Origin of the sequence: Stenotrophomonas sp. CCNWLW162 (assembly GCF_037203745.1) — a bacterium.
GTDB lineage: Bacteria > Pseudomonadota > Gammaproteobacteria > Xanthomonadales > Xanthomonadaceae > Stenotrophomonas > Stenotrophomonas maltophilia_AQ.
This window is the reverse complement of record NZ_JBBCBL010000001.1, coordinates 341,940-366,820: the sequence shown is the minus strand read 5'-3', so window position 1 is coordinate 366,820 and position 24,881 is coordinate 341,940. Positions and strand designations below refer to the sequence as shown.

19 protein-coding genes and 3 tRNA genes are annotated in these 24,881 nt (G+C 67.3%); 11 read left to right on the top strand and 11 right to left on the bottom strand.

Translation table 11 applies throughout. From position 1 onward, the window contains the following. Positions 1–3: 3 nt before the first annotated feature. Entirely contained in the window at positions 4–885 is an 882-nt protein-coding gene (locus V9K93_RS01825) for a helix-turn-helix domain-containing protein (protein ID WP_049456750.1), read from the bottom strand. A gap of 172 nt (positions 886–1,057) precedes the next feature. Here V9K93_RS01825 and emrR point away from each other — a divergent pair, with 172 nt between their 5' ends. From emrR to emrB, 4 genes are read left to right on the top strand one after another with little or no spacing between them, the layout of a single operon-like run. Further along, positions 1,058–1,501: a multidrug efflux system transcriptional regulator EmrR gene (emrR, locus tag V9K93_RS01820; protein WP_025877626.1), complete on the top strand. Its 444-nt coding sequence runs from the start codon at positions 1,058–1,060 to the stop codon at positions 1,499–1,501. Further along, positions 1,498–2,994 (top strand): multidrug efflux transporter outer membrane subunit EmrC, encoded by a 1,497-nt coding sequence (gene emrC / locus V9K93_RS01815; protein WP_046983119.1) that lies wholly within the window; start codon positions 1,498–1,500, stop codon positions 2,992–2,994. Before emrR ends, emrC begins: the two co-directional genes overlap by 4 nt. Before the next feature lie 11 nt (positions 2,995–3,005). Then, a complete protein-coding gene (gene emrA, locus V9K93_RS01810; protein ID WP_046983118.1) occupies positions 3,006–4,184 on the top strand; it encodes a multidrug efflux MFS transporter periplasmic adaptor subunit EmrA in 1,179 nt (392 codons plus the stop codon). A 7-nt stretch (positions 4,185–4,191) separates the two neighbouring features. Beyond that, entirely contained in the window at positions 4,192–5,781 is a 1,590-nt protein-coding gene (gene emrB / locus V9K93_RS01805; RefSeq protein WP_046983117.1) for a multidrug efflux MFS transporter permease subunit EmrB, read from the top strand. Between the two features lie 132 nt (positions 5,782–5,913). On the opposite strand, the gene V9K93_RS01800 is transcribed toward emrB, so the two are convergent. The 3 genes from V9K93_RS01800 to V9K93_RS01790 form a co-directional block, all read right to left on the bottom strand. Next, positions 5,914–6,192 carry a hypothetical protein gene (locus V9K93_RS01800; RefSeq protein ID WP_136638649.1) on the bottom strand — a complete coding sequence of 93 codons (279 nt, stop codon included), beginning with the start codon at positions 6,190–6,192 and terminating at the stop codon, positions 5,914–5,916. A gap of 329 nt (positions 6,193–6,521) precedes the next feature. After that, a tRNA-Leu gene (locus tag V9K93_RS01795) sits at positions 6,522–6,608 on the bottom strand. A 50-nt stretch (positions 6,609–6,658) separates the two neighbouring features. Beyond that, a complete protein-coding gene (locus tag V9K93_RS01790) occupies positions 6,659–7,558 on the bottom strand; it encodes a LysR family transcriptional regulator (protein ID WP_136638648.1) in 900 nt (299 codons plus the stop codon). Positions 7,559–7,657: 99 nt separating this feature from the next. On the opposite strand from V9K93_RS01790, the gene V9K93_RS01785 reads away from it, so the two are divergent. Next, on the top strand, positions 7,658–8,404 hold the full coding sequence (locus V9K93_RS01785; RefSeq protein WP_065722395.1) for a sulfite exporter TauE/SafE family protein: 747 nt from the start codon (positions 7,658–7,660) through the stop codon (positions 8,402–8,404). 130 nt (positions 8,405–8,534) lie between these two features. Here V9K93_RS01785 and V9K93_RS01780 read toward each other — a convergent pair. Together V9K93_RS01780 and V9K93_RS01775 are read right to left on the bottom strand one after the other, a co-directional pair. Beyond that, positions 8,535–8,621, bottom strand: a tRNA-Leu gene (locus tag V9K93_RS01780). A gap of 182 nt (positions 8,622–8,803) precedes the next feature. Next, positions 8,804–8,888 (bottom strand) — tRNA-Leu (locus V9K93_RS01775). Between the two features lie 128 nt (positions 8,889–9,016). Between V9K93_RS01775 and rnr the strand changes: the two genes are divergently transcribed. From rnr to rlmB, 3 genes are all read left to right on the top strand, one after another. Beyond that, the gene (gene rnr, locus V9K93_RS01770) at positions 9,017–11,476 is read left to right on the top strand and encodes a ribonuclease R (protein WP_046983114.1); all 2,460 of its coding nucleotides are present in this window, start codon (positions 9,017–9,019) and stop codon (positions 11,474–11,476) included. Positions 11,477–11,559: 83 nt separating this feature from the next. Then, entirely contained in the window at positions 11,560–12,054 is a 495-nt protein-coding gene (locus V9K93_RS01765; protein WP_046983113.1) for a GFA family protein, read from the top strand. 94 nt (positions 12,055–12,148) lie between these two features. After that, a complete protein-coding gene (gene rlmB / locus V9K93_RS01760) occupies positions 12,149–12,892 on the top strand; it encodes a 23S rRNA (guanosine(2251)-2'-O)-methyltransferase RlmB (RefSeq protein ID WP_012510538.1) in 744 nt (247 codons plus the stop codon). A 159-nt stretch (positions 12,893–13,051) separates the two neighbouring features. On the opposite strand, the gene V9K93_RS01755 is transcribed toward rlmB, so the two are convergent. Genes V9K93_RS01755 through V9K93_RS01745 form a run of 3 tightly spaced genes read right to left on the bottom strand, consistent with a single transcriptional unit; the run spans position 13,052 to position 17,684 of the window. Next, positions 13,052–14,491 carry a TolC family protein gene (locus V9K93_RS01755; protein WP_337301993.1) on the bottom strand — a complete coding sequence of 480 codons (1,440 nt, stop codon included), beginning with the start codon at positions 14,489–14,491 and terminating at the stop codon, positions 13,052–13,054. Next, complete coding sequence (locus V9K93_RS01750; protein ID WP_337301992.1) at positions 14,488–16,446, bottom strand: MacB family efflux pump subunit; 1,959 nt, start codon at positions 16,444–16,446, stop codon at positions 14,488–14,490. The genes V9K93_RS01755 and V9K93_RS01750 overlap by 4 nt, the downstream gene beginning before the upstream one ends. After that, positions 16,443–17,684, bottom strand: a complete 1,242-nt coding sequence (locus V9K93_RS01745; RefSeq protein ID WP_337301991.1) for an efflux RND transporter periplasmic adaptor subunit — start codon at positions 17,682–17,684, stop codon at positions 16,443–16,445. Before V9K93_RS01745 ends, V9K93_RS01750 begins: the two co-directional genes overlap by 4 nt. A gap of 204 nt (positions 17,685–17,888) precedes the next feature. On the opposite strand from V9K93_RS01745, the gene V9K93_RS01740 reads away from it, so the two are divergent. The 3 genes from V9K93_RS01740 (at position 17,889) to V9K93_RS01730 (ending at position 23,237) form a co-directional block, all read left to right on the top strand. Beyond that, positions 17,889–18,617: a response regulator gene (locus V9K93_RS01740; protein ID WP_004151313.1), complete on the top strand. Its 729-nt coding sequence runs from the start codon at positions 17,889–17,891 to the stop codon at positions 18,615–18,617. A 6-nt stretch (positions 18,618–18,623) separates the two neighbouring features. Beyond that, the gene (locus V9K93_RS01735; protein ID WP_046983109.1) at positions 18,624–20,033 is read left to right on the top strand and encodes an ATP-binding protein; all 1,410 of its coding nucleotides are present in this window, start codon (positions 18,624–18,626) and stop codon (positions 20,031–20,033) included. 177 nt (positions 20,034–20,210) lie between these two features. Next, positions 20,211–23,237 (top strand): two-component regulator propeller domain-containing protein, encoded by a 3,027-nt coding sequence (locus V9K93_RS01730; RefSeq protein ID WP_046983108.1) that lies wholly within the window; start codon positions 20,211–20,213, stop codon positions 23,235–23,237. Between the two features lie 285 nt (positions 23,238–23,522). On the opposite strand, the gene rnt is transcribed toward V9K93_RS01730, so the two are convergent. Together rnt and V9K93_RS01720 are read right to left on the bottom strand one after the other, a co-directional pair. Then, on the bottom strand, positions 23,523–24,173 hold the full coding sequence (gene rnt, locus V9K93_RS01725; protein WP_004151343.1) for a ribonuclease T: 651 nt from the start codon (positions 24,171–24,173) through the stop codon (positions 23,523–23,525). A 169-nt stretch (positions 24,174–24,342) separates the two neighbouring features. Then, the gene (locus tag V9K93_RS01720) at positions 24,343–24,864 is read right to left on the bottom strand and encodes an HvfX family Cu-binding RiPP maturation protein (protein ID WP_337301990.1); all 522 of its coding nucleotides are present in this window, start codon (positions 24,862–24,864) and stop codon (positions 24,343–24,345) included. Positions 24,865–24,881 lie beyond the last annotated feature (17 nt).

The window sequence follows — 24,881 nt, the reverse complement described above, 5'->3', positions numbered from 1 at the left end:
TGATTATCCGGATGCGGCCGGGGATGCCAAGCCGCGCGCAGGGTCCAGTCCGGTTTCCAGGCCATGCCCGGCCCGCGCCAGGTAGCGCCCGGGCGGCAAACCGAAGTGGCGGCGGAACACGGTGACGAAGGCGCTGGCGCTGCTGAAGCCCAGCGCGTGGGCGATATCGGCCACGCTGCGGCCGTCGGTCAGCTGGCGCAGCGCCTCGGACAGGCGGGCCTGCTGCCGCCACTGGGCGAAGCTGAGCGTGGTCTCGTCGCGGAAGTGGCGGGTCAGGCTGCGCGGCGACAGACCCGCCCAGTGCGCCCATTCGGCCAGGCTGCGCTCGTCGGACGGGTCGGCCAGCAGCTGCGAGGCGATCTTCAGCAGGCGCCGGTCGTGCGGCATCGGCAGGTGCATGCGCTGGCGCGGTGCGGTGCGGATCTCGTCCAGCAGTACATCGATGATGTGCTGGCGCTCAGGGGTGGTGGCATAGCCCAGCGGCCATTCGCAGATACGGTCGGCCAGCGCCTGCGCCAGCTTGGACAGGCCCAGCACGCAGGGGTCGGAGGGCAGGGTGGCGCAGGCGGGCGCGGCCAGCGCCATGCCCCAGCCACGTAATGGCCCGTCTAGGGTGACCGTATGCGGCTCCAGCGGCGGCATCCAGCCGGCCGAACCCGGCGCCAGCGACCACGTGCCGTGCGAGGTTCGGGTGGTCAACAGGCCGCGCTCGACACAGATCAGCTGTGCGCGCTGATGGTGATGCCAGTCCACTTCACGGACCAGGCCCTGCGGGCTGTCGAAGCGGAAAGCGACAACCGGAGGGCCGTCATTGCGCTCGAACCAGTCCAGTGCGTCATCACGCAGCAGGCGCTTGGGAGGGGGAATTTCTGCCTTGTTCATCATATCCGCTGGCTGAAATGTGTCATCCATTGGCTGAATTGTACTACCGGGCCAGCTGAGCGGGCCATTAAGGTGAGCGCCTTCACTGATCCAGCCCACTGCTGCAACACAGCATTCGATGCCAGATCAAATATTTCCATTGAGAAATATTTTTTTTGGAAGAGAATGCTCCCCCATGATCTGTCCTGCAACCACTCCCCCCAGCTTCGGCCTGCTGCTGCGCCAGGTGCGCGATGGCCTGGTCCGCCAACTCGACGCCTCCATGGCTGAAGAAGACCTCGGCATCGGCTTCACCCACTACATCGGGTTGAAGGTGCTTTCGAACATGGCGCCGTGCACGGCCAATGAACTGGCCCAGGCCATCGACCAGGTGCCCAGTGCGGTGACCCGTCTGCTGGACAAGCTGGAGGCACTGGGCTGCGTACGCCGCGAGCCGCATGCCCAGGACCGGCGTGCGCTGCAGATCGTGCTGACCGATGAAGGCCGCGCGCTGTGGGCGCGGCTGAAGCTGCGTGGCGACGCGGTGATGGATTACGCCCTGCGTGACCTGTCCGCCGACGAACGCACGCAGCTGCTGTCCCTCCTCACCCGAATCCGCGATTCCCTGACGACCCCATGAACCCGATCCCGCATTCCACTCTCCGCCGGTCCGGGCGCGCGCTGTTGGTATCAGCGCTGGCCCTGGCCTTGGCCGCCTGCGCCAGCAGCCGCGGCCTCAACCCGCAGGGCCACGTGCTCGATGTGGACAGCCTGCACAGCGAACGCACCCTGGCCGACACCGATCTGAGCGCCACCGGCTTCCCGGCGCAGGACTGGTGGAAGGCACTGGGCGATGCGCAGCTGGACGCGCTGGTCGCCGAGGGGCTGGCCGGCCACCCGAGCCTGGACGCTGCCGATGCGCGCCTGCGCCAGGCGCAGTCGCAGGTCGGTACCGCGCGTGCCGATCGCCTGCCCAGCCTGTCGGTGTCCGGTGGTTACACCGGTCTGCGCCTGCCCGAGTCGATGGCCGGCAGCGAGATGGGCGGCCATTACGCTGGCAGCAGCCAGGTCGCGTTTGATTTCAGCTATGGCGTGGACCTGTGGGGCGGCAAGCGCGCCGCTTGGGAAGCCGCCGTGGATGGCGCGCATGCCGCCACTGTTGAAGCCCAGGCCGCGCGCCTGAACCTGTCCACCGGCATCACCCAGGCCTATGCCGACCTGGCCTACGCGTGGCAGCTCAACGACGTGGCCGAGGAAGAGCTGACCCGCTCGCAGAAGTCGCTGCAGTTGACCCGCCAGCGCCGCAGTGCCGGCATCGACAGCGATCTGCAGGTGCGCCAGGCCGAGGCCCGCGTGCCGGCCGCGCAGCAGCAGGTGCTGGCCGCACAGCAGCGCATCGACGCCGCCCGCACCGCGCTGGCTGCCCTGGTCGGCAAGGGCCCGGACCGTGGCCTGTCGATCCAGCGTCCGCAGGCGTTGAATCCGATGGCGCTCCAGCTGCCGGGCGTGCTGCCCAGCGAGCTGCTCGGCCGTCGTCCGGACATCGTTGCCGCGCGCTGGCGGGTGGAAGCGGCCGACAAGCAGATCAAGGTCGCCAGGACCAAGTTCTACCCGAGCTTCAACCTGACCGCACTGGCTGGCGTCGTCGCACCGAACGTGGGCGATCTGCTGAAGAGCAGCTCCACCTTCGCCTACATCGGCCCGGCGTTGAGCCTGCCGATCTTCGAAGGCGGCAAGCTGCGCGCCAACCTGGCCAACACCGATGCGCAGTACGACCTGGCGGTTGCCAACTACAACCAGACCGTGCTCGATGCACTGCGCGACGTGGCCGACCAGGTCAACGCGGTGCGCTCACTGGCGCAGCAGTCGAACGCGCAACAGCAGGCGGTGGACACCGCGCGTTCGGCCTTCGACCTGGCCCAGCAGCGCTATCGCGCTGGCATCGGCAGCTACCTGGACGTGCTGACCGCGCAGTCCACCCTGCTGCAGTCACAGCAGCAGCTGGCCGGCCTGCAGTCGCAGCAGGTGCAGACCTCCGTGCGCCTGAGCAAGGCGCTGGGCGGTGGTTTCCAGCCCAGTGATGCCGATCACGCCGCGCCGCTCGCCTCCCATTCCGATTCCTCGCATTCCTGAAGATCCCTGCCATGAGCCAGACCCAAGACACCGCGGCCCCGGCCGCCCCCAACCGCCGCGGCAACCTGCTGCGCGGCCTTTTCGTGATCGTCGTGCTGCTGCTTGCCGCACTGGCGTTGTGGTACTTCATGTTCGGCCGTTGGTTCGAAGAAACCGACGACGCTTACGTGCAGGGCAACCAGGTGCAGATCACCCCGCTGGTGGCCGGTACCGTGGTCGCCATCAACGCTGATGACGGCATGCGCGTGGAGCGCGGCCAGCTGCTGGTGCAGCTGGATCCGTCCGACACCGCAGTAGCGCTGCAGCAGGCCGAAGCCAACCTCGCCAAGACCGTGCGCCAGACCCGTGGCCTGTACCGCAGCGTGGAAGGTGCGCAGGCGGACTTGAACGCCCGCCAGGTCACCCTGAAGCGTGTGCGCGACGACTTCGCCCGCCGCAAGGACCTGGCCACCACCGGTGCCATCTCCAACGAAGAACTGGCGCACGCCCGTGACGAGCTGGCCGCTGCCGAAGCGGCCGTGGCCGGTTCGCGCGAGACCGTCGAGCGCAACCGTGCGCTGGTCGACGACACCGTGATCGCCACCCAGCCGGATGTGCAGGCTGCCGCCGCGCAGCTGCGCCAGGCCTTCCTCAACAACGCCCGCGCTGGCATCGTCGCGCCGGTCACCGGCTACGTCGCCCGTCGTTCGGTGCAGGTCGGCCAGCGCGTGCAGCCGGGCAACGCACTGATGGCGGTGGTGCCGACCGAGCAGATGTGGGTCGAGGCCAACTTCAAGGAAACCCAGCTGCGCCACATGCGCCTGGGCCAGGAAGTGGAGCTGAAGTCGGACCTGTATGCCGGCGACGTGAAGTACAAGGGCCGCATCGACAGCCTGGGCCTGGGTACCGGTTCGGCGTTCTCGCTGCTGCCGGCGCAGAACGCCAGCGGCAACTGGATCAAGATCGTGCAGCGCGTGCCGGTGCGCATCGCCATCGATGCCAAGCAGCTGGCCGAGCACCCGCTGCGCATCGGCCTGTCGATGAAGGCCGAAGTGAGCCTGCGCGACCAGAAGGGTGAAGTGCTGCCGAGCACCCCGGCCAAGGGCACGGTGTTCGACACCGACGTGTATGCCAAGCAGCTGCATGATGCCGACGAGGTGATCCACACGATCATCCAGGGCAACCTGCCGCAGCAGGCGAAGGTGGGCTGAGGTCGCCATGTCCGCACAAGCTCCAGCCGCGCCCGGTGCTCCGGGCGCCCCGGCGGCGTCGGGTGCGGCCTCCGGGTTCCTGCCGCCCAGCGTCGCCCTGTGCACCGTGGGCCTGGCGATGGCGTCGTTCATGCAGGTGCTCGACACCACCATCGCCAACGTCTCGCTGCCCACCATCGCCGGTAATCTCGGTGCCAGTTCGCAGCAGGCGACGTGGGTCATCACCTCGTTCGCGGTCAGCACGGCCATCGCGCTGCCCCTGACCGGCTGGCTCAGCCGCCGCTTCGGCGAACGCAAGCTGTTCGTCTGGGCCACGCTGGCGTTCGTCATCACTTCGCTGCTGTGCGGCCTGGCGCAGAGCATGGGCATGCTGGTGCTGTCGCGCGCGCTGCAGGGCTTCGTGGCCGGCCCGATGTACCCGATCACGCAGTCGCTGCTGGTCTCGATCTATCCCCGCGAAAAACGCGGACAGGCGCTGGCGCTGCTGGCGATGATCACGGTGGTGGCGCCGATCTGCGGCCCGATCCTCGGTGGTTGGATCACCGACAACTACAGCTGGGAATGGATCTTCCTGATCAACGTGCCGCTGGGCATCTTTGCCGCGCTGGTGGTAGGCAACCAGTTGAAGGGGCGCCCGGAGCAGATCGAGAAGCCGAAGATGGACTACGTCGGCCTGGTCACGCTGGTGATCGGCGTCGGTGCGCTGCAGCTGGTACTCGACCTGGGCAATGACGAGGACTGGTTCTCGTCGATGAAGATCGTAGTGCTGGCGTGTGTGGCAGTGGTCACGCTGACGGTGTTCCTGATCTGGGAACTGACCGACAAGGATCCGATCGTCGACCTGAAGCTGTTCCGGCATCGCAACTTCCGCGCCGGTACGCTGGCGATGGTAGTGGCTTACGCGGCGTTCTTCAGCGTGGCCCTGCTGATTCCGCAGTGGCTGCAGCGTGACATGGGCTACACCGCGATCTGGGCGGGCCTGGCGACGGCGCCGATCGGCATCCTGCCGGTGATCATGACCCCGTTCGTGGGCAAGTACGCCTCGCGCTTCGACATGCGCATGCTGGCAACCATCGCCTTCGTGTTCCTGTCGATGACCAGCTTCCTGCGCTCTGGCTTCAACCTGCAGGTGGACTTCCAGCACGTGGCCGGCGTGCAGTTGATCATGGGTATCGGCGTGGCCTTGTTCTTCATGCCGGTGTTGCAGATCCTGCTGTCGGACCTGGATGGCCGCGAGATCGCGGCGGGCTCCGGCCTGGCCACGTTCCTGCGTACGCTGGGCGGCAGCTTCGCGGCATCGTTGACGACGTGGCTGTGGGCGCGCCGTACCCAGGTGCACCATGCGGACCTGACCGAGCACATCTCGGCCTACCAGCCGGGCATGCAGGACCAGGTAGCGGCGATGGGGCAGGGCGACCTGCAGCATGGCGCGGCGGTACTGAACAACATGATCAACCACCAGGCCTCGCAGATGGGCTTCAACGACATCTTCTTCCTGCTGGGCTGGATCTTCCTGGCGATCATCACCTTCCTGTGGCTGGCCAAGCCGCCGTTCGGTGCCGGTGCGGGTGCGGCCTCGGCGGGCGGTGGGCACTGATCGATCATTGTCGATGAAAAACAAAACCCCGCCGGAAGGCGGGGTTTTTGTTTGCGCGTTGCTGTCAACGCCAGGCCATGTCTGTCAGGTGGCGTACCGAAGGACATCCAGGCCAAGCGCATTGGTGCGAGTCTAGCGTGTGCGATATACGCGCTTGAAAACCACGCGATCGCGGAACAGCTGGGCCAGCGCCCACATTCCTGCCACAAGCACGACGCCGCCGCTGACCCAGCCGGCAGTGGCCTGCAGGTGGCTGCCGATGAATGCGCCGCAGACAAGGGCGGCAACAGAAACAACCGCGTACGCTTCTCTGGAAGCGCCATAGTGGACTTCGGCCTGGCATCCAACGCAGACGCTTACGCCGTGGTTGGAGGCAGTGTGGCAGTGGGGGCAGATGATGCTGCGCTGCATGGAGCGTCCTTTGTTGGGGGAAGGCGCGCAGGGGCAGGGCATGGTGGGGTAGCTGCACCCGGCATCCGAGAATCTGCCTGCCGGGGGCGAGGAATCGCGAGTGGATTCCGTCTAGGAGAAGTACGAATTCGAACGAAACGTGGAATGGATCCCGAAAAGGTTGTCGCTCAGGGCGTGATAGCGACGCGCCGGTGGGAGCTCGCACGAGCAGATGGCTGCCAGGGAGGTGCCGGATACGACACACTGAGCGGCAATCGCAATGCATCGCGCATCCCAAACCGCAGGCATGAAAAAACCCGCTTGCGCGGGTTTGATCATTTGCTGAGTCATGGTGCCCAGGAGAGGACTCGAACCTCCACGAAGTTGCCCCCGCTAGCACCTGAAGCTAGTGCGTCTACCAATTCCGCCACCTGGGCGACTCAGGAGAAGAATTTTGCGGCATGGCAGCGGATGTGTCAACACTGTTTCACACTTTTTTTTCTGCTTCGACGCCGAGGTGAAGCAGCAGGCTGCGCATTGGCGGCGAAAGCGCTTTCCAGTGTGGGAAACAGGCGCACAGGCGACGCTGTGCCCACGCATCGGCAAGCGGCACTGCAACGGTATGCGTACTGCGCCGATGCTGGCGGGCGATGGAGCGCGGTACGATACCGAGGCCGATGCCGTGGCCGATCATGATGCACACGCCTTCGAAGGTTTTCATGCGGATGCGGACGTCGAGGCGGCGACCAATGTCGCGGGCCTGGTCTTCGATGTAGGTCTGCAGTGCGTTGCCGTCGGCCAGCGCGACGAAGGTCTCGCCCGCCACGTCCGCGAACGCCAGCGTGCGCTGCGGGGCGAAGCGGTGATCGGCCGGCAGCAGCAGCATCAGCGGATCTTCGGCAACCACGTGCTGCTGCAGTCCGTCAGCGTCGACCGCGTCGCTGATGATGCCGGCCTCGGCCTGGCCGGCACTGATCGCGCGTACAACCTCAGGGCTGGTGCGTTCCAGCAGTTCTACATGCAGTCGCGGCCGTTCGGCCAGCCAGGGGGCCAGCCGCGACGGCAGGTAGTTGGTCAGTGCGGCGGTATTGGCGTACAGGTGCAGGGTGCCGCGCGCGCCATGGGCGAACGCCTGCATTTCGCCGCGCAGCTGCGCCTGCTGCTGCACGATCAACCGCGCATGGTGGGCGAGGGCGGCACCGGCTTCAGTGAGGCTGACCCCGCGCGGGTGCCGGGTCAGCAGGGCTGTGCCGGCGTCGGCTTCGATGGCGCGCAGGCGTTCGCTGGCAGAGCCCAGTGCCAGGTTTGCCTGTGATGCACCGGCCGTGATGCTGCCCGCTTCGGCGATGGCCAGGAACAGGCGCAGGTCGGCAATGTCCATCCGCATGTGTTGTCCTCCTCGTGACACCAGAGCCTTCGGTTCAACCGAAGGCAGGGTCGGGAAGACCGCATTGTGCGCCGATGGCCTGCCCGATCCAATGACGGCATGAACGAAACGACGTACTTCTATTTTCTGCTGGTGGCGGTGTTCGTGCTGGCGGGCGTGGTCAAGGGTGTGACCGGCATGGGCCTTCCGACGGTGGCGATGGGCCTGCTGGGCAGCGCGCTGTCGCCGGTGGCGGCGGCCTCGATGCTGTTCATTCCCACCTTTGTCACCAACGCGTGGCAGTTGTTGTCGGGCCCGTCGCTGGGGCCCATCGTGCGGCGGCTGTGGCCGATGATGCTGGCCGTGGTGGTGGTGACGCTGGGTTCGGCCGCGCTGCTGGTACGGGTGGATCGCACCTGGTCGCGCGTGGCCTTGGGCATGGCGCTGGTGATCTATGCCGCGTACGCGCTGTTTGCACCGGTGTTCCGCGTGCCAGAACGGCGCGAACGCTGGCTGGGGCCGCTGGTGGGTGCACTGTCCGGCATGGTGACTGGTGCGACCGGCGTGTTCGTGATGCCGGCGGTGCCGTACCTGCAATCGCTGGGGCTGCAGCGCGAAGAGCTGGTGCAGGCGCTCGGGCTGGCGTTCACCGTGTCGACGATTTCACTGACGACAGGTCTGGTGCTGCATGGCGCGTTCGGTATCCAGCAGCTGGGCCTGAGCGCGTTGGCGGTGGTGCCGGCACTGCTGGGCATGTGGCTGGGGCAGGTGATCCGGCAGCGGATCAGCGCACGCGTGTTCCGCGCGTGTTTCCTCGGGTTCCTGCTGCTGCTCGGGCTGGAGCTGGTGCTGCGGCCGTTGTTCTGATGGAGGTCGCCGCGCATGGCCCGGCGAACACCGCGGTCCGCCTTTGTAGAGTTGAGCAAGCTTGACTCTACGCGCCCCGGATCACAGACAAGAAAAAACCCGCTTGCGCGGGTTGTTTTCTTTCTCGACATGGTGCCCAGAAGAGGACTCGAACCTCCACGAAGTTGCCCCCGCTAGCACCTGAAGCTAGTGCGTCTACCAATTCCGCCATCTGGGCGTCGAGGAGGAGAATTATGGGGTGTTGTTACGGGGGTGTCAACACTTCTGGATGAATCCCGCGATGGATTCTGGCGATGGGGCCAGAGCCTTTTCTTCGCAGGAAGGGATCCGCCCCGGTGCCGGGGTCAGAGCCGGATTCCGGGCAAAAAAAATCCCCGCCGAAGCGAGGAGTTTTTTCGTTGGTGCCCAGGAGAGGACTCGAACCTCCACGGTTTTACCCGCTAGTACCTGAAACTAGTGCGTCTACCAATTCCGCCACCTGGGCGTTCCAGAGGCGCAATTGTGAAGATGAATTGGCAGCCTGTCAACGACTTCCCTCAAATTTCTCATGCAGGTTCTTCAAAAGGCGCGCTGACCCGTTCTGCACGCCATCAACGGCTACCATGTAGGGCGATGACTACCAAAAAACCAAGCAAGGGCGGGACCACGTCCCGCAGCCAGGCCCCGAAGAAGGGCGCCAAGGCGGGCGCAGCCCGCACCACCAAGCCGGGCAAGCCGCTGCCGGGCTGGCTCCCGGAACTGGCCGACGGTGGCGCTCCGCCACGTGGCCGCAGGATCCGCAGCACTGAGGCGCCGGGCCCGGCCCCGGGCCGCAAGCTGCCGCCGACCGGCAAAGTGATCGACGATCCCTATGCCGCCCGCGAAGCAGAGAAATACGAACAACCCATCGCCAGTCGCGAAGCCATCCTGGCCCTGCTCGAGCGTTGCGAAGGACCGCAGACTGCCGAGGAGCTGGGTGCACGCCTGGGCTTGGGCGCGCCTGACCGTGCCGAGGCGCTGTCGCGCCGGCTCGGCGCCATGGTCCGTGACGGCCAGCTGGTGCAGAACCGCCGCGGCGGCTTCGCGCCGATCCAGACCCTCAACCTGGTCACGGGTGTGGTGATCGCCAACCCGGAAGGGTTCGGCTTCCTGCGCCCGGTCGAGGGCGGCGACGACCTGTTCCTGCCGCCGTATGAAATGCGCAAGGTGATGCACGGCGACAAGGTGCTCGCCCGCGTCACCGGCATCGACCACCGTGGCCGTCGCGAGGGCAGCATCGCCCGCGTGCTGGAACGTGGCATGACCCGCCTGATCGGTCGCTTCAGCATCGAGATGGGCATCAATTACGTGGTGCCCGATGACAAGCGCATCCAGCGCAACGTGCAGGTACCGCCGGACCAGACCGGTGGCGCACGCGACGGCCAGCTGGTGGTCTGCGAATTGACCCAGGCCCCGGACAGCCGGCGCCCGCCGATCGGTCGCATCATCGCGGTGCTCGGCGACAAGCTGACCGCCTCGCTGGTGGTGGAGACCGCCATCCACGGCCACGAACTGCCGTTCGAGTTCCCGCAGGAGGTGCTGGACGAAGCCGCATCGGTGCCGCTGGTGGTGGAACCGGCGATGATTGGCGACCGCGTCGACCTGCGCAGCACGCCGCTGGTCACCATCGATGGCGAGGACGCCAAGGATTTTGACGACGCGGTGTACTGCGAGCCGAACGCCGATGGCTTCCGCCTGGTGGTGGCCATTGCCGATGTCTCCAACTACGTGCGCCCCGGCACGCCGCTGGACGAGGAAGCGCAGAAGCGTGCGACCTCGGTGTACTTCCCGGGCTTCGTGGTGCCGATGCTGCCGGAGACCCTGTCCAACGGTATCTGCTCGCTGATGCCGAAGGTCGATCGCATGTGCTTCGTCTGCGACATGCAGATCGACCGTGATGGCGTGGTTTCCCACTCGCGCTTCTACGAAGCGGTGATGAATTCGCACGCACGCCTGACCTACACCCAGGTCTGGCAGGCGGTGGGCGAGGACGATGCTGGCGCGAAGGCGTTCATCGGCGACCTGCTGCCGCAGGTGCAGCGCCTGCACCAACTGTACAAGGTGCTGGCCAAGGCGCGCGCCAAGCGCGGCGCCATCGAGTTCGAGAGCAGCGAAGTACGCTTCGTTCTGGACAACCGTGGCGAAGTGACCCAGGCCGGGATGCTGGTGCGCAACGACGCACACAAGCTGATCGAGGAATGCATGATCGCGGCCAACGTGGAGGCAGCGAAGTACCTGCTGTCGCGCCATGTGCCGGCCCCGTACCGTGTGCATGAGAAGCCGCCGGAGACCAAGTACGCCGACCTGCTGGAGTTCCTGAAGGAATTCAAGCTGAGCCTGCCGCCGTGGTCGAAGGTGCGCCCGGGCGATTACACCAAGTTGCTGAAGAAGATCCGCGATCGCCCCGATGCAACGCTGCTGGAGTCGGTGCTGCTGCGCAGCCAGAGCCTGGCCGTGTACAGCCCGGACAACAACGGTCATTTCGGCCTGGCACTGGAGGCGTACGCGCACTTCACCTCGCCGATCCGCCGCTATCCCGACCTGCTGGTGCATCGCGCGATCAAGCACGCGTTGTCCGGCAAGCCGCTGGACAAGTTCACCTACAACGCGCGCGAGATGGCGGCGTTGGCGCTGCAGTGTTCCGAGCGCGAGCGTCGTGCCGACGAGGCCGAACGCGAAGTCGACGAACGCTACCGCGCGGCGTGGATGGAAAAGCACGTGGGTGGCCAGTTCGATGGCGTGATCAGTGGCGTGACCAGCTTCGGTCTGTTCGTTGAGCTGGCCGATTCGAAGGTGCAGGGCCTGGTCCACGTGACCCAGTTGCCGCAGGACTATTACAAGTTCGATGCGACCCGCAAGACGCTGACCGGTGAGCGCCGTGGCAGCAGCTACCGGTTGGGTGACCAGGTACGCATTCTGGTGCTGAAGGCCAGCATGGAGGAGCGCAAGATCGACTTCCGCCTGGTCGAGCACAAGGGCGAGGAAGAAGGTGACGGCCTGCCGCCGCTGCCCGAGCGTGGCAAGCCGACCAAGCGCACGAAAAAGAAGTATTGAAAGGTGTGCCGACCAACGGTCGGCACCTACCTCACCTGGTAGGTGCCAACCTTGGTGGGCACGACGTTACGGAGGAACCCACCATGCAGGGCCAACCCGAATACAGCGGCGGCTGCCAGTGTGGCGCGATCCGCTTCCAGGCGCGCGGTGAACTGACCGACAGTTCGATCTGCCATTGCCGGATGTGCCAGAAGGCGTTTGGTGCCTACTACGCGCCGCTGGTCTCGGTGCGCGGCGTGCAGTTCAGCTGGACCCGCGGGCAGCCGCGCTATTTCCAGTCGTCCAACGTGGTGCGGCGTGGCTTCTGCGCCGACTGCGGTACCCCGTTGACCTATGAAGCCCCCGACGGCGTGGCCGTGGCCGCTGGTGCCTTTGACCAACCCGAACGCCTGCCGCCGACGATCCAGTACGGGGTGGAGCGCAAGCTGGGGTTCGTCGACAGCCTGTCCAGCCTGCCGGCGCGGCGCACGGAGGAGGACATCGCGGCCTTGGAATTCCTGGCCACGATCGTGTCCCACCAGCACCCCGACCACGACACCCCGCACTGGCCGCCACGCAGCCGCTCCGCCGAAGGCTGAGCGGCGGGTAGCGCCGGGCCGTGCCCGGCGAGCGCGCAGCGCGGTCGGCGCCGATGCTCTACCATAGCCACCCCCTATCCGGTTCGGCCCCCGCATGAGCAAGAACAGCCAGTGGATCGTCGGCGTCAACGCCGTCGCCTCCTCCATCGAGAACGACGCCGAGAACGTCCGCGAAGTGCTGGTCGAGGCCGGTGCAAAGAACCCGCGGCTGACCGAGATCGAGGAAAACGCCCGCCGCAAGGGCATCGACGTGCGCAAGGTCAACAGCCAGGCGCTGGACGGCGTGGGCGGTTCGGTACGTCACCAGGGCGTGGCCGCACGCTATGCCGCGGCCCGCACCTACAGTGAGAACGAGCTGGAAGGCCTGGTCACGGCCGCCGAAGGCAAGGCCCTGCTGCTGGTGCTGGACGAGGTGCAGGACCCGCACAATCTCGGCGCGTGCCTGCGTTCGGCTGCCGCGGCCGGCGCCACCGCGGTGATCATTCCCAAGGACAAGTCGGCGTCGGTGAATGCCACGGTGCGCAAGACCTCGGCCGGTGCCGCCGACCTCATTCCGGTGGTGGCGGTGACCAACCTGTCGCGCTGCCTGAAGGACCTGCAGAAGCAGGGTGTGTGGATCTACGGCCTGGCCGGTGAAGCCACCGCCTCGTTGTACCAGCTGGACCTGAAGGGCAACATCGCGCTGGTGTTGGGCGGCGAAGCCGACGGCCTGCGCCGCCTGACCCGCGAGAACTGCGATGGCCTGGTCAAGATCCCGATGCCGGGTGAGATCGAGAGCCTGAACGTCTCCGTCGCCGCCGGCGTCAGCCTGTTCGAGGCCGTGCGCCAGCGCGGTTGATCGGCTTTCCGGTAGCGCCGGGCCATGCCCGGCGGATTGCTTCGCCGGGCATGGCCCGGCGCTACCGGCGATCCGATTCACGCATGGCGTGGATCGGCCGTGTCGACCAAGGTCGGCACCTACCGGTAGTCGCCAACCTTGGTTGGCGCTCCCGCCGCCTTACCCCGCGCTGCCGCCCAGTGCCTTGAACAACGTCACGTCGTTGTTCAGCTGGCCCTGGCGCACACGCGCCAGCGACAGCTCGGCGTCGCGCCGGGTCTGCTGTGCTTCCAGCCAGGTGCGCAGGTCGGTGGCGCCCACGCGGTAGCGCACTTCCTGCGCGCGTTCAACTTCCACCGCTTCGTCGTACGAGGCCTGCGAGGCGGCGACCTGGCGGACCAGCTGCTCGCGTGCCGAGAGTGCGTTGTCCACTTCCGAAAGCGCGGTGTACAGCGTCTTGCGGAAATTGGTTGCAGCAATCTGGTACGCGGTGCCGGCGATATCGGTATCCAGCTGTGCGCGCTGCAGGTTGAGGAACGGCAGCGACAGGCCGGCGCCCAGGGTGGCCACCGGGTTGCGCAGCACGTCACCCAGCGAGGTCGCACTGGAGCCAAGGCTGCCAGTGAGGCTCAGCGCCGGGTAGTACTGGGTGGCAGTGACCTTGATGGTCTTCAGGCTGTTGCGCAGCCGCAGTTCGGCCGCGCGCAGGTCGGGACGGCGGCCAAGCAGGTCGGTCGGCAGGCCCTCGGCAATGCTTGGGCTGCGAGCGCCGAGCAGGTCCTGCGGTTCGTCCTGCTGCGGCCACGGCGTGCCGTCCAGCAGGACCGTCAGCGCATTGCGCACTTCCACACGCTGCTGTTCCAGTGCGCTCTGCGAGGCCCGCTGCGACTGCAGGTTCTGCAGCGCCTGGCGCACTTCCAGGCGCGACACCGCACCGGCGTCGAAGCGTGCCTGCACCAGTTCCCGGGTACGCTCCAGCCGCTCCAGGTTGGCCTGGCCGGTGGCGATCGACTGGTTGAGATAGGCCAGCGTCCAGTACTGGGTGATGCTGTCGCCGATTACCAGCAGCGCGGTGTTCTGGCGGTCTTCCTCACTGGCCTCGGCTTCCCAGCGGGCAATGTCGCGCTGGGTGCGCAGGCGGCCCCACAGGTCGACCTCCCAGCCCAGCGACACGCCGGTGGAATAACTGCGGCGCCAGTCGTCTGTCTGGTCGGTGGCGCGGCTGGCGCTGCCGCTTACGCCCGAGGACGAGGGCTGCGGCCACAGCGCGTTGCTGGCCAGGCCGGCCTGCAGGCGCGAACGCTGGACGGCCAGACCGGCAGCGGCCAGGTCGCTGTTGGCGGCCAGCGCCTGTGCCACCAGGCGGTCCAGGCGCTCATCGCCGAAGCCGGTCCACCAGGTGTCCTGGCGGATGTCGCGGCCGGGGGTATCCAGGCTGCTGCGTGGCTCATCGGCCGGTGCGTTGAGGCTGGCATCGCCACGCCCATAGGCAGCCGCCACGCTGGGGTCTGCCACCGGATAGCGGCCCATCGATGCGCAGCCGGACAGGGCGAGCAGTACGGCGCCCGCCAGCAGCAGGCGCGAGGGAGCAGGGAAGGGAAGTGGGGTCATCATCTTCATTCGCGGGCCAGGGCCTCCACCGGGTCGAGCTGCGCGGCATTGCGCGCGGGCAGGAAGCCGAACGCCACGCCGATCAGGGTCGAGCAGGCGAACGCGGCCACGATCGAGGCGGTGGAGAACAGCACCTGGAAGTCGCTGGCGAAACGGCCGATCATCGAGCCCAGCAGCAGGGCCAGGCCGATACCGAGCAGGCCACCGAGCAGGCACACCAGCACCGCTTCAATCAGGAACTGCTGGCGGATATCACTCTGCCGTGCACCGACGGCCATGCGCACGCCGATCTCGCGGGTACGTTCGGTCACCGACACCAGCATGATGTTCATCACGCCGATGCCGCCCACCAGCAGCGCGATGGCAGCGATGGCGCCGATCAGCAGGGTCATCGTGCGCGTGGTCTGCTCGATGGTCTGGCGGATCTCGGCGCTGTTGCTGAGGAAGAAGTCCTCGGTGCCATGGCGCATCGTCAACAGGCGGGTGATCGCTTCCTGCGCCGCATCCATCGGCGTGGCGTCGTCCACGCGCACGGTGATGCTGGACACGTGGCTCTGGCCGAGCATGCGCGACATCACCGTGGTGTAGGGCAGCCACACGCTCAGGCTGGTGCTGCCGCCGAACCCGAAGCTCTGGCGCTTGGCCACGCCGACCACGCGCGCCGGCACGTTGCCGAGCAGGATCACCTGGCCGATCGGGTCGGTATCGGGGAAGAACTGGGTCTGGGTGTTCTCGTCGATCACTGCGACCTGGCCGAGGCCTTTCACCGCGTCACTGTCGAAGAAGCTGCCACTGAGCAGGGTCACGCCCTTGACCCGGAAGAACTGCTCGCCAACGCCGCTGACCTGGGCGGTGGAGGACTGGTTGCGGTAACGCGCGGTGACCGAGGTCGATACGCTGGGCGTGGAGCTGTCGACGTAGCTCTGCCGGGCCAGCGCATCGGCATCACTGGCCTTGAGCGTCTGCACGCGGGCCGAGCGCATGTCGCCGAACCCGCGGCCGGGGTAGACGTCGATGGTATTGGTACCCAGCGCACTGATGTTCTGCAGGATCTGCTGCTGCGAGCCGTTGCCCAGCGCGACCACCGAAACCACCGAGGCGATGCCGATGATGATGCCGAGCATGGTCAGGAAGGTGCGCAGGCGGTGTGCGTTCATCGCCAGCAGCGCCATGCGGAACGCTTCGGTGAAGCGGTCGCGGGCGGCGCGCCAGCTGTTGCCGCGGGCGACGCCGGTGCTGGCCTCGCGCTGCGCCCGGTAGGTCGGCGCGTTCGGGTTGGCGCGGTCGGCAATGATCTCGCCGTCGCGGATCTCGATGATGCGCTGCGCGTGCTCGGCCACGCTCATGTCATGGGTGACGATGATGATGGTGTGGCCTTCGGCGTGCAGCTCGCCGAGGATCGCCATCACTTCCTCACCCGATTTCGTGTCGAGCGCACCGGTCGGTTCGTCGGCCAGGATCACCTCGCCGCCGTTCATCAAGGCGCGCGCGATCGACACGCGCTGCTGCTGGCCACCGGACAGCTGGCCCGGCTTGTGATGCATGCGGTCACTCAGGCCCAACCGCTGCAGCAGCTGCTCGGCACGCGCGTTGCGCACCGGGCCGGGGCTGCCGGCATACACCGCCGGCACCTCCACGTTGCCACGCGCATCGAGGTCGCCCAGCAGGTGATAGCGCTGGAAGATGAAGCCAAAATGCTCGCGGCGCAGTTCGGCCAGCTCGTCCGGTTCCATCTTCCCGGTTTCGCGGCCGGCCACCTGGTAGCTGCCACGAGTGGGGCGGTCGAGGCAGCCGAGGATGTTCATCAGCGTCGACTTGCCCGAGCCGGATTGGCCGACAATGGCCACCATCTCACCGGCGTGGATGTCGAGATTGACGTCGCGCAGCACGGCGATCACATCGTCGCCGGCCGGGAATTCGCGTCGCAGGTCGCGCAGGCGCAGCAGCGGCGCCATCGTGCTCATCGGCGCCCCATGCCCGGGCCGCCGACCCGCATCTGCATGCCGCCGCGGTTGCCACCGCTGGCGCTGGCACCGGCCGCCCCGGCTTCGCCGACCACCACGCGCTCGCCTTCCTTCAATCCGGACAGGATCTCGGCCGAGGCGCCGTTGTTGATGCCGACGGTGACCTTGCGCGGCTGCGGCTGGCCGTTGCCATCCAGCACCCGCACCATGCGCTCGTCGCCACGACGCTTCGGCCCCAGTGCAACCGCCGGCACCATCAGTACGCCCTTGGCCTGCTTCAACAGCACCGAGACCTGCGCAGTCATGTCGATGCGCAGGGTGCCATCCGGATTCTCCACGTCGAACAGTGCGTTGTAGTAGACCGCGCTGCTGGAACTGGAACTGGACGAGCTGCTGGAACTGGACGAACTCTCGTTGGCGATCGAGGCCGGCGCCGGATTGATCTGGCGCAGCGTGGCGTGGTACTTGCGGTCCGGATCGCCCAGCGTGGTGAAGTACACCGGCATGCCGGCCTTGATCTTGACCACGTCGGCTTCGGAAATTTCGGCATTGACGGTGACCACGTCCAGCCGCGCCAGCATGACGATGGTCGGTGCGGTCTGGTTGGCGTTCACGGTGCGGCCTTCCTCGGCCACCACCGCCACCACGGTGCCATCCATCGGCGCAGTGATGCGGGTGTAGGCCAGGTTGGCGCGGGCGGTGCCCAGCTCGGTCTCGCGGCCCTTGATCTGTGCCTCGTAGGACTGCAGCTGGGCACGTGCGGTCTTCAGCTGTGCTTCGGCGGCATCGTATTCCTGGCGCGAGGTGGCCTCGGCTGCCAGCATCTGCTGCTGGCGCGCGAATTCCAGTTCGGCCTGGCGCAGGGTGGCCTGCTGCACGGCGCGCTGGGCGGTGACCTGGTCCAGCGAGGCCTGCGCATTGAGCACCTGGTTCTGCTGGGTGGTGGCGTCGATCTCGGCGATCAGGTCGCCTTCCTTCACGGTATCGCCCAGCTGCACCTTCAGCGATTTGATCTGGCCCGACGCCTGCGCACCGACGCTGACCAGCTTGTAGGCGTCGATCACGCCGGTGGCCTCCACCGTCTGCTCGATGTCACCACGGCTGACCGGGGTGGCGGCGACCGCCGGGGCGGCGGGCTTGCGCAGCAGCCACCAGGCGGCCACGGCGACGATCAGGGCGAGCAGGGCGATCAGTATCAGGCGGCCTCGGCGGGTCGCAGGCAACAGGCGGAACGTCACGTCGTGGCTTCACTCTCGGGGCCGCGGTGGCGGCGTTGGGGGGCATTGTGAAGACCGGGCGATGGACGGCTCAATCCTCAGGGTATGTCTCTATGTAACACTGTCGGTGAATACGCGTAACCACAGGTATCCCGCCCATGGCTGGATACACTGGTACGCATTGCCCCGGATGCGGTTCAGCTGCCGACACGGGATGATCGCGACATGGAGACTGAAAACCCGATGCATCGACTGCTGATCGTCGACGACGACAACGACATCCGCACCCTGCTGGCCGAGCAGCTCGGCCGTGCCGGCTACCAGGTGAGCACCGCGGCCGATGGCACCGCCATGCGGCAGCTGCTGGACCGTGAGCATGTGGACCTGATCGTGCTCGACCTCAACCTGCCCCGCGAAGATGGCCTGACCCTGTGCCGCGACCTGCGCGCGCGTTCGAACACGCCGGTGATCATGCTGACCGCACGCGCCGAGCCGATCGATCGCGTGCTGGGCCTGGAAATGGGCGCCGACGACTACCTGGCCAAGCCGTTCGAACCACGCGAGCTGCTGGCGCGGATCCGCAACGTGCTGCGCCGGACCGAGGCGCTGCCGGCCAACCTTGAGCCGCTGGCGGTGCGCCGCGCGCGCTTCTCGCGCTGGGTGTTCGATCTGGAACATCGTCACCTGGTGGACCCGGATGACCGCGTGGTGGTGCTGTCCGGCGCCGAATTCCGCCTGCTGCGGGTGTTCATCGCGCATGCCAACAAGGTGCTGTCGCGCGAGCAGCTGGTCGCGCTCAGCAGTGGCCGCAACTACGAGGCGCAGGACCGTGCGATCGACCTGCAGGTCAGCCGCCTGCGCAACAAGCTCGGTGATGACGGCGGCCCGGACGGGCTGATCAAGACCGTGCGCAACGAAGGCTACGTGCTGGCCTCGGCCGTCAACCTGGAATAAGCCGCGATGAAGCGCCTGCGCCACTTCATGTCCTCGATGGTCGGGCGCTTGTTCGTGATCCTGCTGCTGGGCATGAGCGTGGCCGCGATCGGCGCGACCATGCTGGCCACCTCCAAGCGTCAGCAGGAATTCGAGCGGCAGAACCTGAACCGCATCGCCGATCGCCTGCAGGGCTACGTCAACCTGCTCGATGGCAACCCCGAACTGCGCGAGCGCCTGCTCGAGATTGGCGGGCCGAGCGTGCGTGCGCTGCAACCGGGTGCACGCCTGGGGCGGGCCGATACCGCGTTGATGGAAGTGCTGGATGACCGGCCGGGCCCGGTGTCGCGTGCACACGTGCACTTCGCCTCGTTCCGCTCCTGCATTCCCAAGCTGCAGGACCTGTTGCCGCCACCACCGCCCGGGCACCGCAAGCGTCCGCGCGAGCGTGATCCGGCGTTCATCCCGCCCAAGTGCCGCGCGGTGGACGTGACCCTCAACGACGGCACGCTGCTGAAGCTGGCGCTGGATTCGCCGGCCGTGGCGCACAACGGCATTCTCGCCGTCGACCCGTGGTTCCTGACCCTGCTGGTGCTGGCGATTGCCGTACTGGCGTACATCGTCGCGCGCATGGCCAGCGCACCGCTGCAGGAACTGGCGGCGGCGGCCGAAGATCTTGGCGACGACCTGCAGCGCGATCCGCTGCCCCTGCGCGGTCCGCGTGAAGTGCAGCGCGCTGCCGAGGCCTTCAATGCCATGCAGCACCGCCTGCAGCGGCACCTGGCCGAACGCACGCAGATGCTGGCGGCGATCACCCATGACCTGCAGACGCCTCTGACCCGGCTGCGCCTGCGCCTGGAGAACGTCAGCGACGAGACCCTGCGCGAACGCCTGATTGGCGATCTGGCAGCGATGCAGGCACTGGTGCGCGAAGGCCTGGAGCTGGCCCGCAGCGCTGAGAGTGCCGAGCAGCGCGCCGCGCTGGACCTGGATTCGCTGCTGGAAAGCATCGTCGAAGACACGGCCGAGGGCGGTGGCGATGTGGTCTTCGAAGGCGGCAGCGGGGCGGTGCTGATGCTGCGTCCGCTGGCCATGCACCGCTTGTTCTCCAACCTGGTGGACAACGCGGTGATGTATGCCTACCGGGTGCGGGTACGGGTCGAGCGCAGTGGTGGCGCCATCACCGTGGTGGTGGCCGATGATGGCCCCGGCCTGGCCGAAGATCAGCTGGAGGCGGTATTCGACCCCTTCGTGCGGGTGGAGACCTCGCGTTCGCGCGAGACCGGCGGTGCCGGGCTGGGCCTGACCATCGCCCGCGCCTTGGCCGAAAAGGATGGTGCTCGCCTGTGGCTGCGCAACCGTGCCGAAGGTGGGCTGGAAGCGGTGGTGCAGTGGCCGGCCAGCGCGCAGGTGACGCCACCGGGGCGCGGCGGCTGACTATCGCCGTCCCCGAGCGGTGACGCCGGGGGCGGGGTTTCGCCTATCATCTGCGTACTTCCCCAGTTCCTCTTCAATGAGCCAGCCCGTACCCGCCGGCATGCCGTACCGCGTTGCCCGGCCGTTCCCGCACGCTGCCAGGCCTGGCAGCCGCACCTGGCCACCGCCGCTGCGCTGATGGGCGGACAGGGGGACAACGAGCGCTGGGTGGAGCGCTGTGGCACGGGATTCGGTCGGGCATTGCGGCAGGGCCTGCTGTGTCTGCTGCTGATGCTGTCCCTGCCGGCGGTGGCGCAGGAGGGCGCACCGCCGCTGCGCGACTACGCCATCGATGTATGGACCTCGCGCAACGGCTTGCCTCACAACTCGCTCCGGGACATCGCGCAGACCCCTGAAGGCCACCTGTGGTTTGCCACCTGGGAAGGCCTGGTGCGTTACAACGGCCTGGATTTCACCGTGTTCGACCGCAGTACCCGACCGGGACTGCGCGACAACGGCATCGGCGCGCTGCTGGTCGACCGCCAGGGCGGATTGTGGATCAGTGATTCACGCGGCAACGTCAGCCATCGCGGCAGCGACGGCCAGTGGCGGGTCTGGGAGCATCAGGCCGGTACCCCGCAGGTGCTGATCCAGTCCATGCAGATGGACAGCCAGGGGCGGCTGTGGCTGCTGTACGAGGGCAAGGGCATCGGCTACCTGGCCGCGGACAAGGGCATTGTCTATCAGGCGCCGGCGGCTGACCTGCCGTTGGCGATGAGCTTCACCAAGCTGGTGGTCGACGCACAGGACCGGGTCTGGATCGGCACACTCGACGGGCTGGTGCTGCGCGACAACGATGGTGTGCTCAAGCGTGCGCCGGCGGCCTGGGGACTGGGCGCGGGCAGTGGCCTGTCATGGCCATACCGGGCTCCGGACGGCGCGTTGTGGATCGTCGCCGGCGAGCGCCTGTACCGCGTGGAGGACGATCAACTGGTGCTGGTGCATCGCCTGCCGGGCCAGTTGCATCTGACCTCGATGCTGCAGGACCGCCATGGCGACCTGTGGCTGGGCACCGAGAACCAGGGGCTGCTGCGCATCTCCTCACATGGCCTGGAGCGGTTGCCGGCTGGCCTGAACCTGCCGGGCGGACGCGTGGTCAGCCTGCGCGAGGATGCCGAGGGCAGCATCTGGGTGGGTGCCAACGGCGGCTTGTACCGCCTGCGCGAAACGCTGTTCAGCAGCTACACCGAGCGCGACGGGCTCAGTGGCGACTACGTGCGCACTGTGTTCGAGGATCGCGACCGCCAGCTGTGGGTGGGCAGTGCCAGCGGCCTGGACCTGCAGGCGGCGGACGGTCGCTTTCGCGCGGTGCCGCTGCACAACCGCGGTGGCAAGGCACCGTCGGTATTGAGCCTGGCGCAGGGCCCGGACGGTGACCTGTGGGTCGGCACCTTCGGCGATGGCGTCTACCGGCTGGGCCGCGATGGTCGCCTGCGCCACACCTACGCAGCGGCCGACGGCATGCCTGGCGGCAACATCCGTGCGATCAGCGTCGACCCGCAGGGCGTGGTCTGGGCCGGCACGCAGAAGGGGGTGGTACGCATCGACGGCGACCGCGTGCAGGTATCGAGCGTGCCGGGCATGCCCAGCGGCCTGATCACCGCGCTCGAGCATGACCACCAGGGCAATCTGTGGATCGGCACCATCGAAGGCATCCGCGTGCTGCGCGGCGATCGCGTGCAGTCGATCGACCTTGCACCGTTGGGCGGTGGCCGCAGCGTGTTCGGTTTCCACCAGCTGGGCGATGCGATGTGGATCAGCAGCGACCGCGGCCTGTACCGCTGGCAGCACGGAACGCTGGCGCGGGTCGGGCTGGAGCAGGGCATGCCGGTGGACGCGGTGTTCCAGCTGGTGCCGGACCGCCTGGGCAACGTCTGGATCAGCAGCAACCGCGGCGTGCTGCGCACCGACATGGCCACGCTCAATGCGGTTGCCGACGGGCGCGCGCCGCGGGTGGTGGTGGAGCGCTACAACGAGATCGATGGCATGGCCAACGCGCAGGCCAACGGCAGCTCCAGCCCATCGGCGATCCTGCGCCAGGACGGCACGTTCTGGGTGGTCACCGCTGGTGGCCTGAGTACGGTGGATCCGCAGCGCCTGCAGCGTTTCCGCGAACGCCCCTCGCCACCGGCAGCGATCGAAAGCGTGCAGGTGGATGGCGCGCCGGTGCACTGGGAAGGCCCCGAGCGCAACTACATCCCCGGCGGGCGCCGGCTGGCGGTGAGCTATGTCGGCCTGAGCTACCTCATGTCCGATCGCATCCGCTACCGCACCCGGCTGGACGGACTGGATGCCGGCTGGGTCGAGCGCGGCCCGCAGCGCAGTGTCGAATTCGTTGGCCTGCCGCCGGGTGATTACACCCTGCACGTTGCGGCGGCGCATCCAGGCGGCAGCTGGGCGCAGCAGGAAGCAGTGTGGAGCTTCACCGTGGAGCCGTTCTGGTGGCAGCGACGCAGCGTGCAGGCGCTGGGAGGCCTGCTGCTGCTGGCCGCGCTGGTGGCGTTGTACCGGTTGCTGCTGCAGCAGCTGAAGGCCAGCAACCTGCGCCTGGCGCGGCGTGTGGACGAGGCCACTTTCGACCTGCAGGCCAAGACCGTGCACCTGCAGGCGCTGAACCAGGAAAAGACCGAATTGGCCGAACGGTTGGCGCGGCAGGCCGAGGCCTTCGAGCGCCAGGCGCGCGAAGACGCGCTGACCGGCCTGGCCAACCGTCGTGCCTTTGATGAAACCCTGGCGCGCGATTTCGCCCGCTCGCAGCGCAGTGGCCATCCGCTGTGCCTGGTGGTGCTCGACATCGACCACTTCAAGGACGTCAACGACCGCCACAGCCACAGCATCGGCGATGCGGTGCTGGTGCAGGTGGCAACGGTGATCGCCGCCGCCTGCCGTGACTCGGACCTGCCGGCGCGAACCGGCGGCGAAGAATTCGCGCTGCTGCTCAACGACACCCGCCTGGAAGAAGCCGCACAGCTGTGCGCACGCCTGCGCGGCCTGTTCCACGACCATTCCGACTGGGCTGGCGTGGACGGCCTGCGCGTGACCTTCAGCGCAGGCCTGGTGGAGCTGGATGCCGACGACCGGACCCCGGCGCTGCTGTACCAGCGCGCCGACCGCGCGTTGTACCGTGCGAAGAGTGACGGCCGGGATCGCACGAGCATCGGTTGATCCAATGCAAAGCATCCACGCATGGCGTGGATCTACTGGCATTGCCGTGCCAACAGTCGGCACCCATCGAGCGCAGCGACCCGCTGTTGCTCCCGCTTTTCTGATCTTCCCGTGGCGCCCGGGAAACTGTCAAAGGCCGGGCAGGGTGGGTTCGCGGGGGTATCCGCGCCATGGATGGCGCGGCTAAGCCCCCAAGGATGGGTTTACGGCGTCCCCCGCGAATCCATCCTGCCCGGCCTCACCCGCAATGCCGATTCGCCACGAGGGGCTCCGCCGTTGGCTGCTTCACCGCGGCCAGGCGTTGGCGATCGTGCAGAACAGCCGCGCCGTCTGCTCGGTGTCGTACACCGCGCTGTGTGCTTCGTTCGCATCCCAGCCCAATCCGGCGGCATTGGCCGCACGTGCCAGCACCGTCTGCCCGTAGGCAATACCGGCCAGCGTCACCGTATCGAACACGCTGAACGGATGGAACGGATTGCGCTTGTGGCCGGTGCGCGCCACGGCGGCATTGACGAAGCCGAGGTCGAAATGCGCGTTGTGACCGACCAGGATCGCGCGCTGGCAACCGTATTTCTTCATGGCCGCGCGTACCGGGGTGAAGATGTGGTCCAGTGCCGCCTTCTCTTCCTTCGCCAGCCGGAACGGGTGGTCGAGGATGATGCCGGTCACTTCCAGCGACTTCGGATCGATCTCCAGGCCCTCGGCCGGCACCACGTGGGCACTGGCGGTCTGGCCGGGGTAGAGCAGGCCGTTCTCGTCCATCTCGATCGGCACAGCGGCGATTTCCAGCAGCGCGTTGCGCTGGCTGTCGAAGCCGCCGGTTTCCACGTCCACCACCACCGGCAGGAAGCCGCGGAAGCGTTGTGACATCGCGCGCTGCGCCTGGGGGACTGCGGAATCGGGAGCGGCGGCAGGTGCGGGGGTGGGGTCAGTCATGCGTGAATTCTAGCAGAGCGACCCTGAGCGCCCGGCTGGCCCGTGGAGCACGGGATGCCTGGGTGGGGGTGTGTCGACCCAGGTCGACACCTACCGGTGCACCACACGCTCGGGATCCCGGTAGGTGCCAACCTTGGTTGGCGCACGGTGCGCCGACCAGGGTTGGCGATTACCAGACTGCGGGCCGCGCCGTCGTGGCCGAGGGAGACCACCGCGCCAACCACGCATCCACGCTCAGCCTGCCGGCACCGGTGAAGATCAGCGGCAGCAGCATGGCCATGAACAGCACCGGCAGCTTGAAGTTGCCGAAGCCCTGGTCGCTGATCGCATAGCCCATGGCGAGGTCGGCCAGCGAGTTCCATTCCATCGGCCAGTGCACCGCATAGGTGGCCACCACGGTCAGCACCAGCAGGCTGGCGGCAGCGAAACGGGTGCCGAACCCGAACAGCAGGCAGGCCGCGCCGATCAGTTCGAACCAGGTCGCCAGCTGCCAGTTCAGCGCGGCCGGCAGCTGGTCGAACGGGAACGGGAAGGCGTCCTGCAGGTCGGCGAACCAGTTCTGGCCGTGCAGTTTCTCGCGGCCGGATTCGAAGTATTCCCAAGCCAGCAGCAGGCGCAGGCCGAGCGGAGCCAGCCAGGGGGCGAGACGGTCCAGCTGGCCGCGCGCGGCGGCCAGGGTCGGAAGGTTCATCAGGGTCTCCGTAGGAG

Coding starts and splice junctions, on each gene's coding strand:
- V9K93_RS01825 (WP_049456750.1), bottom strand. CDS start 885: ATGATGAACAAGGCAGAAATTCCCCCTCCCAAGCGCCTGCTGCGTGAT.
- emrR (WP_025877626.1), top strand. CDS start 1,058: ATGATCTGTCCTGCAACCACTCCCCCCAGCTTCGGCCTGCTGCTGCGC.
- emrC (WP_046983119.1), top strand. CDS start 1,498: ATGAACCCGATCCCGCATTCCACTCTCCGCCGGTCCGGGCGCGCGCTG.
- emrA (WP_046983118.1), top strand. CDS start 3,006: ATGAGCCAGACCCAAGACACCGCGGCCCCGGCCGCCCCCAACCGCCGC.
- emrB (WP_046983117.1), top strand. CDS start 4,192: ATGTCCGCACAAGCTCCAGCCGCGCCCGGTGCTCCGGGCGCCCCGGCG.
- V9K93_RS01800 (WP_136638649.1), bottom strand. CDS start 6,192: ATGCAGCGCAGCATCATCTGCCCCCACTGCCACACTGCCTCCAACCAC.
- V9K93_RS01790 (WP_136638648.1), bottom strand. CDS start 7,558: ATGCGGATGGACATTGCCGACCTGCGCCTGTTCCTGGCCATCGCCGAA.
- V9K93_RS01785 (WP_065722395.1), top strand. CDS start 7,658: ATGAACGAAACGACGTACTTCTATTTTCTGCTGGTGGCGGTGTTCGTG.
- rnr (WP_046983114.1), top strand. CDS start 9,017: ATGACTACCAAAAAACCAAGCAAGGGCGGGACCACGTCCCGCAGCCAG.
- V9K93_RS01765 (WP_046983113.1), top strand. CDS start 11,560: ATGCAGGGCCAACCCGAATACAGCGGCGGCTGCCAGTGTGGCGCGATC.
- rlmB (WP_012510538.1), top strand. CDS start 12,149: ATGAGCAAGAACAGCCAGTGGATCGTCGGCGTCAACGCCGTCGCCTCC.
- V9K93_RS01755 (WP_337301993.1), bottom strand. CDS start 14,491: ATGAAGATGATGACCCCACTTCCCTTCCCTGCTCCCTCGCGCCTGCTG.
- V9K93_RS01750 (WP_337301992.1), bottom strand. CDS start 16,446: ATGAGCACGATGGCGCCGCTGCTGCGCCTGCGCGACCTGCGACGCGAA.
- V9K93_RS01740 (WP_004151313.1), top strand. CDS start 17,889: ATGGAGACTGAAAACCCGATGCATCGACTGCTGATCGTCGACGACGAC.
- V9K93_RS01735 (WP_046983109.1), top strand. CDS start 18,624: ATGAAGCGCCTGCGCCACTTCATGTCCTCGATGGTCGGGCGCTTGTTC.
- V9K93_RS01730 (WP_046983108.1), top strand. CDS start 20,211: ATGGGCGGACAGGGGGACAACGAGCGCTGGGTGGAGCGCTGTGGCACG.
- rnt (WP_004151343.1), bottom strand. CDS start 24,173: ATGACTGACCCCACCCCCGCACCTGCCGCCGCTCCCGATTCCGCAGTC.
- V9K93_RS01720 (WP_337301990.1), bottom strand. CDS start 24,864: ATGAACCTTCCGACCCTGGCCGCCGCGCGCGGCCAGCTGGACCGTCTC.